The 8,266-nt window shown below is 70.5% G+C and carries 8 protein-coding genes and 1 tRNA gene; 7 read left to right on the forward strand and 2 right to left on the reverse strand.

The genetic code is table 11. From position 1 onward, the window contains the following. Positions 1-607: 607 nt before the first annotated feature. Positions 608-683 (forward strand) — tRNA-Ala (locus tag C667_RS17480). Positions 684-944: 261 nt separating this feature from the next. On the opposite strand, the gene C667_RS17485 is transcribed toward C667_RS17480, so the two are convergent. After that, the gene (locus tag C667_RS17485; protein ID WP_004372359.1) at positions 945-1,562 is read right to left on the reverse strand and encodes an SOS response-associated peptidase; all 618 of its coding nucleotides are present in this window, start codon (positions 1,560-1,562) and stop codon (positions 945-947) included. Between the two features lie 192 nt (positions 1,563-1,754). Between C667_RS17485 and C667_RS17490 the strand changes: the two genes are divergently transcribed. The 3 genes from C667_RS17490 to C667_RS17500 are packed head-to-tail and all read left to right on the forward strand — an operon-like array spanning position 1,755 to position 4,017. Next, the gene (locus tag C667_RS17490) at positions 1,755-3,098 is read left to right on the forward strand and encodes a hypothetical protein (RefSeq protein WP_157302386.1); all 1,344 of its coding nucleotides are present in this window, start codon (positions 1,755-1,757) and stop codon (positions 3,096-3,098) included. Positions 3,099-3,108: 10 nt separating this feature from the next. Beyond that, complete coding sequence (locus C667_RS26520; protein WP_004372361.1) at positions 3,109-3,681, forward strand: hypothetical protein; 573 nt, start codon at positions 3,109-3,111, stop codon at positions 3,679-3,681. 45 nt (positions 3,682-3,726) lie between these two features. Further along, positions 3,727-4,017, forward strand: a complete 291-nt coding sequence (locus C667_RS17500) for a hypothetical protein (protein WP_157302388.1) — start codon at positions 3,727-3,729, stop codon at positions 4,015-4,017. 81 nt (positions 4,018-4,098) lie between these two features. Here C667_RS17500 and C667_RS17505 read toward each other — a convergent pair whose 3' ends face one another. Next, the gene (locus tag C667_RS17505) at positions 4,099-4,995 is read right to left on the reverse strand and encodes a pirin family protein (RefSeq protein ID WP_004372363.1); all 897 of its coding nucleotides are present in this window, start codon (positions 4,993-4,995) and stop codon (positions 4,099-4,101) included. Between the two features lie 215 nt (positions 4,996-5,210). Here C667_RS17505 and C667_RS17510 point away from each other — a divergent pair, with 215 nt between their 5' ends. The 3 genes from C667_RS17510 to C667_RS17520 all read left to right on the forward strand — a co-directional run. Next, complete coding sequence (locus tag C667_RS17510; protein ID WP_004372364.1) at positions 5,211-5,546, forward strand: hypothetical protein; 336 nt, start codon at positions 5,211-5,213, stop codon at positions 5,544-5,546. Between the two features lie 319 nt (positions 5,547-5,865). Continuing rightward, a complete protein-coding gene (locus C667_RS17515; protein ID WP_004372365.1) occupies positions 5,866-6,792 on the forward strand; it encodes a mechanosensitive ion channel family protein in 927 nt (308 codons plus the stop codon). Positions 6,793-6,966: 174 nt separating this feature from the next. Continuing rightward, a partial coding sequence (locus C667_RS17520; RefSeq protein WP_004372366.1) for an AMP-binding protein occupies positions 6,967-8,266 on the forward strand: 1,300 nt, incomplete at its 3' end.

Raw genomic sequence — 8,266 nt, forward strand, 5'->3', positions numbered from 1 at the left:
CCCGACTAAGTCCGTCCGCCGCTTTCGCGCCTGCCGGCGCTCCTACAAGGCCTTCCCGCCGTTTTGGCACCTGCGGGAGCGCCGGCAGTCCGTCGCTTTCGCGGCTGCCGTCGCTCCTGCAGGGGACCGGGATGCGCGGCGGTTTCTGTAGGAGCGCCGGCAGGCGCGAACATGACGCTCGGCACTCGCCCCGCCGCGGCTCCACCGCCGTTTTCGCTGCCGGCGCTCCTACATGAAGCGTCGCGGCTTCGTCTCGCGCGGGGCGGCGGCAGCGAACAGCAGGCACGTCCGCTGTATTCGCGGTGGCCGGCGCTCCTACATGAAGCGTCGCGGCTTCGTCTCGCGCGGGGGCGGCGGCAGCGAACACCAGTCACGTCCGCCGTATTCGCGCCTGCCGGCGCTCCAGGGAACCGGGATGCGTGGTGGTTTCTGTAGGAGCGCCGGCAGGCGCGAACATGGCCACGGGGCTCTTGCCCACGCCGAGTGCAGAACCGCTGCATTCGCGGCTCGCGCCGCTCCTGCCAGAACCGGGAAGCACCACGGCGTGCAAATGCGCTCGAGGCCCTTCCCTTTCCTGCGGCGCCTCACTATAATGCGCGCTCTTTCAGGGCCGATAGCTCAGCTGGGAGAGCGCTGCGTTCGCAATGCAGAGGTCGGGAGTTCGATCCTCCTTCGGTCCACCACTTTCCAAAGGCCAGACATTGCTCTGGCCTTTTTCATGCCTGCCCGAAACCCCAGTGTTGGCGCGGGTTTCGCGTTTCGTGCGAAAAGGCCGCCCCCTCCCGGCACCCTCTTTTTCGAGGGTTTTTCGCCCTCTGTGCTCTCCGTTCTCTGTTTCTGCGAAAGCCGGCTTTCGCACGTGGCCTATAAAAAGCAATGGGTTGCGCGGGTCGGTTTGGCCTGTCACTTGGCAGGCGGAGGCGACAGGTCCGCGGCGGGGCGCATCAGCGCGGTGCAGGCTCGGCCACGAACGCGCCCGAGTCGAAGCCCTGGAAGAACGCGCGCGCCGCGCTTTCGGACTTCGCGCGCAGCCAGTCTCCCCAGGCCTCGTCGGGCAGGATCACCACCGAGCGCTTCTCGTCGCCCGGCTTGTGGAATCGCTGCATGAGGGGATGGCCGTCGGCGTTGATCGTCAGCAGGGTCATCGACCAGTGCAGATTCCCGGCTTCGTCCGCCTTGCGCTCCCACAGCCCGGCGATCCCCATCGGCTTGCCGTCGGCGCGTCGGATCGCCCAGCGCACCGATTTCCCGGTCTCGTAGCAGGGCTCGAAGAGCACCTCGGCCGGGATGATGCAGAGCTGCCCGCGCTGCCAGGCGTGGCGAAAGGAGGGCTTCTCGCCGAGCGTCTCCGAGCGTGCGTTGTAGGTCGAGCGGATGATCTTGAGGTCGTGCGCCCAGGCCGGGACGAGCCCGAAGAGGGCGGGCACCCACTGTCGGGGGGCGAAGTTGGTCACGACCGGAACGACCGAGCCGGGATAGGCCTCGCCGTAGCCGAAGTCCGGCGGCGGCAGCGGCAGCGCAGAGAGTGCTTCACGCGAGGCGGGGCGGTAGTTGGCGCACATGGGGGGGCGGTGCGAGTCTCCGGGGGCCATTATCCCCGATGCGGGAGGCGGGGATGCAGCGGCGCCAGGCCGCGCGGTTCGCGGTGTTCGTCCCGCAGGGGGGCGATGCCGCGCTGTGTCGCCATCGGCATCTGGTAGAAAATGGACCCTCGCAGCCAAAGCCCCCGCGGACCAACAAGACCCTTCGCTCCCTTGCCCCCTGAATTACCCACCACCTCTCCCCGCCGCCGCACGCTGGCGGCCGTGCTGCTGTTTGCGATGACCGTGCTCGCCGCGCTGGCGGGCACCGGACATGGGCCGCCCGTGTGGACCGCCGGGCTGGCGGCCTGGGGCGCGGCCGCGCTGTTGTGGCCGCAGCTTGCGCGTGCGCAGAAGCGCCAGGCGCTGCTGCTGGCCGGTGCTGGCGTGGTGGCGTTTGGCGTCGCACTCGGGCGCGGGGGCAGCCCGAGCCTGCTCGGCTTGCTGACGCAGAACACCGCGCTGCTGGGCATGCTGGCGGCGGTGAGCTTCCTGCGCCTGCTGCGCACGCCCGAAGCCGGCAGCGCAGGGCTGCCCAGGGGCCGCGGCGCGCTGTGGCGCACCTTGGGCGCGGTGCACGTGCTGGGCGCGGTGATCAACCTGTCGGCGGTCTTCATCATGGCCGACCGCATCGGTGCGGACGGCAAGCCGCGCCAGGACCAGGCTGCGGTGCTGGTGCGCGCCTTCCTCGCCGCGGCGCTGTGGTCGCCCTTCTTTGCCGCCACCGCGGTGGCGCTGACCTATGCGCCCGGCGCCAGCCCGCTCGGCCTGGCTGCATCCGGCATGGCACTCGCAGTGGTGCTGCTGTGGCTCGCCGGCCGCGACACCGAGCGCAGCAGCGGCAACCGGGCGGCCGACTTCGTCGGCTATCCGATGCAGGCGTCGGCGCTGAAGGTGCCCGCGGTGCTGGCGGTGCTGGTGGCGGCGGGACACTGGGTGGTGCCCGAATGGGCGGCGCTGGCGGTCATCAGCCTGGCCGCGCTCGCGGTGGTTTGCGTCGTGGTGCTGGTGCAGCAGGGCGCGCGGGCGGGCGGCCATGCGCTGTATGGCCATGTGCGCGACCGCCTGCCGGGCATGTCGGGCGAGCTGGTGCTGTTCCTGTCGGCGGCGGTGTTCGCCAGTGGGCTGCGTGCGCTGATGGACAGCGGCGGGCTGTGGCTGCCCTTTTCCGCCTTCGGCGTGACCGAGGCGGCGCTGGCGCTGGCGGCGATGATCCTGCTCGCCGCGCTCGGCATCCACGCGGTGATCACCATCGCCATGGCCTCGGCCTGGCTGGCGCCGCTGCAACCGGAACCGACGCTGCTCGCGCTGGTGTTCGTGCAGTCGTGGGCGATCGGTCTCGCCGCCGGGCCGATGTCCGGCATCCACCTCGCGCTGCAGGGTCGCTACGGCCTGTCGGCCGCGCAGCTCGCGCGCGCCAACGTGCGCTATTGCCTGCAGGCCTATGCGGCGGCGGTGGTGTGGCTGGCGGTGATCGGCAGCGTGCTGGGCGTGAGGCTGTTACCGGCCTGGAGTTGACCAACCCTCGATGAAGGATCCGTCGGACATGACAATAAAGAAGGGCAAGCCAGGCTGGCGCGACGTAAAGGGCGCGCTGGTCGACTTCGACCGGGCCGGACTGCTCGCCTTGGTCCAGGACCTGTATGCCGCCAGCAAGGACAATCAGGTATTCCTGCACGCCCGCTTCGGGCTCGGTGAGGATGCGCTCGAACCCTACAGGGTAGTGATCGAGCGCTGGCTTTGCCCCGATGTGTACAAGAATCAGGACTACTCGGTCGCGAAGGCCAAGAAGCCGATCGCCGACTACAAGAAGGCGATCGGCCTGCCGGCGGGGCTCGCGGAGCTGATGGTCTTCTATTGCGAGCAGGCGACCGGTTTCAGCGCCGAGTTCGGGTTGGACGACGAGGCGTACTACGGCGCGCTGGTGCGGATGTTCGAGCAGGCGCTGACGATCGTTGCGGGCTTGCCCGAGCCGCAGCGCGCGAGCTTTCTCGAGCGGCTGGCTGTCGTCCGCGCGATCGGGCAGAACGTGGGCTGGGGCGTGGGCGAGGAGTTCGACGCGCTGTGGCGACGCGCCGGCCTCGAGATCGACGGATCATGAGAATCCGCTCCGCCCCCTGCGCGCGCGGCCCGGACGTCATCCGCCATGGCTGATCACGAAATTCCGCCCGAACTGGCGGCCCTGGCCCGAGGCATTCAATCCCTTCGCGAGGAGGCGCGCGTGCTCGGTCTCTTCGCCGAGGATCGCGGGCTGCTGAGCTGTCCGGCCTGCGGCCTGCAGGAAGACGTCACGATCGGGGGGCGTCTGATCACCTGCGATGGCAATGTCGCCGCAGGCGACGACCTCGGCTTGCGCTTTGTCGAGTCCCCGGTCGGGACCTTCGTCTGCCCGCGTTGCGGCAGTGCTGCTTGCCGCGAGGATGATCCGGAGGCATAGGGTCGTGCGGCGGAGGGCTGCCGGGCGGCTTTTCGCGGGATCCCAACCTGGCATCCCCACACGGGGAACATCCGGCAGCGCTCACCCGTGCCGCTCACCCCCGTCCCGCCACGGCAAGGGCGGCGCCACGAGCCGCGGCGCCCGGCCGTCGCCGACCGCGCCGAAGCGCTCGTCGCCCCGCTCCCAGGCGGCCTGCGCCTGCGCGATGCCGGCCTGGTCGAAGCCGACGAAGTTCCACCAGATCTGCGCCGGCTCGTCGAAGGGCTCGCCCCCCAGGAACAGCACCCGGCCGCCTGCGGGCAGGGCGAGGTGCACTTCGCGCCGTCCTTTGCCGAGGCAGGCGAGCTCGTCGGTGTGGATGAGCTCGCCATCGATGTCCAGGTCGCCCGCGAGCGGCATCAGCCCATACTCGAAATCCGGATCGAGCGCGAGCGTGAGCGTGCTCGCCCCGGCGCAGACGATGTCGATGCCGACCAGCGCAGAGTGGATGCGCGCCGGCGCTTCACGCTGGCCGTAGCGGCCGGCGAGCAGGGTGAGCTCGGCGCCGCCCTCGCGCCATTGCGGCAGCTTGGGGTAGTGGTCGAAGGCCGGGGCGCAGTCCTTGTGCGCGGGTGGCAGGGCGATCCAGAGCTGCGCGGCGTGCAGGCGCCCGCCGTCGTGGAGCGAATCCTCGGTGTGGGCGATGCCGTGCCCGGCGGTCATCAGGTTGACCTGGCCGGGGCGGATGAGCTGCTCGTTGCCCAGGCTGTCGCGGTGCAGCACCTCGCCCTCGATCAGCCAGGTGAAGGTCTGCAGGCCGATGTGCGGATGGGCGCCGACGTGCAGGCCCTTGCCGGGTTCGAACTGCACCGGGCCGGCGTGGTCGAGGAAGCTCCACGCTCCCACCATGCGCTGCTGGCGATTGGGGAGGGTGCGGCGGACGAGCAGGCCGTCGCCGAGGTCGGCGTTGCGGGGCTGGATGCGGACGATCGGGTTCATGGTCGGTGTCCTCATGGGGGCTGTCGCCTCGGGGGGCGTGGGGATCTCCGCTGGCGGAGGTCTTGCGGTGCAAGGACTGCGCCGGGCGGCTCGGGTGCCGAGTCCCGGCGGGGTTCTTCAGTACAATCACGCGATGTTCGACAGATCGATGCGTCGAGGCGCCGCTTGCAGGAGAAGCGTCAAGTGTGTGACTGGATCGACGAATGAGGATTTCGATGAATTACATCATGGCAGTGTTGATCGGCTTCAGCGTCCTCCTTGCGAGCGGCCCGGCCATGGCCGAGGGCGCCGGACAGGATGGCGCGACGGCGGGCGCACAGGCGCTCGACCCGCAGCAAGGCAGGAAGGAGGCCGCCAAGGCGGCCGTGACGGAGGCCGACCCCGGCAACCGCGCTTCCTTGCTCTACATCGTCCTCATCGGCGCCGTGATGGTCGTGGCCATGAAGATGGCGATCGCCTACGGCAAGAAGAAGCTGGAAGAGGAGCGCGAGGCCGCCCGCGAGAAAGCCGCGCTCGAGGAGCGGCAGAAGAGGTCGCAGGCGAAGGGCTGAGGAAGGCGGGTTGCGTGCCGGCCTGCAGGCTTGCCGCTCGAGCACCGGGATACCGACGCCCCCTCCCGCCGCGCCCGGCATGTGCGCCCGCGCGTTTGAAAGCGCAGGATCCATCCCCATATAGGGTGGACCGGCCTTCACGGCCATCCCCCCCCCCAACTTTCGGAGACCACGCGATGAGCTGCCGCGGCCGCGCGAGATTCGCCCTGTGCATCGACCAGGCACATGCCTGGCCCCGGCCTCGATAGCGCCTTGCCGGCGCGGATCGGCAGGCCGGGGTCGGTGGAGTGTCGTTTCCTCTCGTCTCGAAGGTCCTGCCATGGTTCGCGCGCTGTACTCCCGCGCCGGCTCGCATGCCGGTGTCGGTCTCCTCTTCCTGGTGTTGTTCGTCCTGTACGCCGAGCGGGCGTTCGGGCTGCTGCCCGTCGACCACGCCCTGCAGCCCTGGCTCGAGCCGGTGCGCAACGCAGCGATTGCGCTCGCACTGTTTACCGCTGCGCATCTGCTGCATGCGCTCGCGTCGGCGCGGCTGTCGCAGCGGCGCAAGGGGCGCAAGCCGGTGCCCAAGGTGCTGCTCGACCTGCTGCGGGTGTTCCTGTTCGCGCTGGCCGCGCTGGGCGGGCTGTCGCTGCTGTTCCGCCAGGACCTGTCGGGGATCCTGACCGGCTCGGGGCTGGTGCTGGCAGTGCTGGGTTTCGCGATCCGCAACGTGGTGGCCGACACGCTGTCCGGGATCGCGCTCGGGATCGAGGCGCCGTTCCGCATCGGCGACTGGGTGCGCATCGAGAACCTGGCGCAGGGGCGGGTGCAGGAGATCGGCTGGCGCACGACGCGGCTGGTGACCGGGGACAGCACCTACGTGATCCTGCCCAACAGCCAGATCTCGCGGCAGCGCATCACCAACTTCAGCGCGCCGAAGAAGGAATATCGCGACCACGCCGAGCTGACCCTGCCGGTCGCGCTGCCGGTGGCCGAGGCGAGGGAGCTGATGCGCGCGGCGCTGGAGCGTGCGGCGAGCATCGCCGAGGACAAGCCGCCCGAGGTGCAGCTGGTGTCCTACGGCCCGGCGGGCATCACCTACCGGGTGAAGTACTGGGTGCCACAGCACGATCGCGAGCCGGCCTGCCGGGACGAGGTGCTCGGGCTGATCGATGCGGCGCTGCGCGAACGCGGGGTGGTGCTGGCGCAAGTGCCGTTCGCGCTGCCTTGTGCTCAGCAGGCGTCCACACCGCATGAGGCCGTCTAGAATTCGCGCATGCAGGTCGGTAGGCGTGGGGGCTCGCGCTGCGGGCAGGCTGGCGCTCGTCATGCGCGAGCGTGGTGCGCCTCCCGGCTGGTCCCTGCGTGCCCTTTTCGGTGATCCTGCACTCGACCGCCGCTGCGCCGTGATGCCGGTGCGGCGGCAATAAGGAGTTCGGCGATGCCCGCTTCGCCGCAGTCTTCGCACGGCCCGTCCGCAGCTCGAGATCCCGCCCCGCTGCTGGCGCTGATCGACGCCCTCGTGGGCGAACTGCAGCCGGGCGCGCGCCGGCAGGCCACGCTGGACAGCCAGCTCGACCGCGATCTGGGCCTGGACAGCCTGAGCCGCGTCGAGCTGCTCGCGCGCATCGAGCAGCACTACGGGGTGCGGCTGCGCGCCGAGGTGCTGGGCATGGCGCAGACACCGCGCGAGCTGCTCGCCGCCTTGGGCGAGTCGGCCGCCTCGCACGCACCGCCGCGGCCGCCCGCGGAGGCGGTCGCCGACTGCGAGCGCGCGTCCGGCGAGGATGCGGAGCTGCCCAAGGACGCGGGCACCCTGCTGGAAGTCCTCGACTGGCACCTTGCCCGCCACCCCGATCGCGTCCATGTGCGCTTCTACGCCAGCGAGGACCGTCTCGACACGTTGACGTATGCCGGTCTTGCCGAGGGCGCCGGCCAGGTGGCGCAGGCGCTGCGCGCGCTCGAGATGCGCGCGGGCGACTGCGTGGCCCTGATGCTGCCTTCGGGGCTGGACTTCTTCCGCTGCTTCTTCGGCATCCTGCGCGCGGGGGCGGTGCCGGTGCCGATGTATCCACCGGCGCGCCCTGCGCAGATCGAGGAGCACCTGCGCCGTCAGGCCGGCATCCTGCGCAACTGCGAGGCGCGGGTGTTGATCACCTTCGATCGCGTACGCCCGCTCGCGCGCATGCTCGCCGGCCTGTCGCCCGCGCTTGTCCATGTCGTCACCCCGGAAAGCCTGCTCGACGGGCCGCGCCCGCCTGCTGCGGAGCCGCCCGCCCCGGGGGCGGGCGGCCTGGCGCTGATCCAGTACACTTCCGGCTCCACCGGCGACCCCAAGGGCGTTGCGCTGAGCCATGGCAACCTGCTCGCCAACATCCGCGCCTGGGGCGAGGCCGCCGCGCTGACGGCGAGCGACGTGTGCGTGAGCTGGCTGCCGCTGTACCACGACATGGGCCTGATCGGCACCTGGCTGGGCAGCCTCTACCACGGCATGCCCCTGATCCTGATGTCGCCGCTGGATTTCCTCGCCCGCCCCGAGCGCTGGCTGTGGGCGATCCACCACCATCGCGGCACCGTCACCGCTGCGCCCAACTTCGCCTTCGATCTATGCGTGAAGCGCCTCGAAGGCGGGGATCTCGCCGGGCTCGACCTGTCCACCTGGCGTCTGGCGGCCAACGGTGCCGAGCCGGTCGACGCGGACACGCTGGCGCGCTTCGCCCGTGTCTTCGCCCCCTACGGCC

Origin of the sequence: Thauera phenylacetica B4P, from assembly GCF_000310225.1 — a bacterium.
GTDB lineage: Bacteria > Pseudomonadota > Gammaproteobacteria > Burkholderiales > Rhodocyclaceae > Thauera > Thauera phenylacetica.

Excerpts from the sequence above, each read along its gene's own strand:
- C667_RS17485 (WP_004372359.1), bottom strand. The coding sequence starts at position 1,562 with ATGTGCGCCAACTACCGCCCCGCCTCGCGTGAAGCACTCTCTGCGCTG.
- C667_RS26520 (WP_004372361.1), top strand. The coding sequence starts at position 3,109 with ATGAAGGATCCGTCGGACATGACAATAAAGAAGGGCAAGCCAGGCTGG.
- C667_RS17500 (WP_157302388.1), top strand. The coding sequence starts at position 3,727 with ATGGCTGATCACGAAATTCCGCCCGAACTGGCGGCCCTGGCCCGAGGC.
- C667_RS17505 (WP_004372363.1), bottom strand. The coding sequence starts at position 4,995 with ATGAACCCGATCGTCCGCATCCAGCCCCGCAACGCCGACCTCGGCGAC.
- C667_RS17510 (WP_004372364.1), top strand. The coding sequence starts at position 5,211 with ATGAATTACATCATGGCAGTGTTGATCGGCTTCAGCGTCCTCCTTGCG.
- C667_RS17515 (WP_004372365.1), top strand. The coding sequence starts at position 5,866 with ATGGTTCGCGCGCTGTACTCCCGCGCCGGCTCGCATGCCGGTGTCGGT.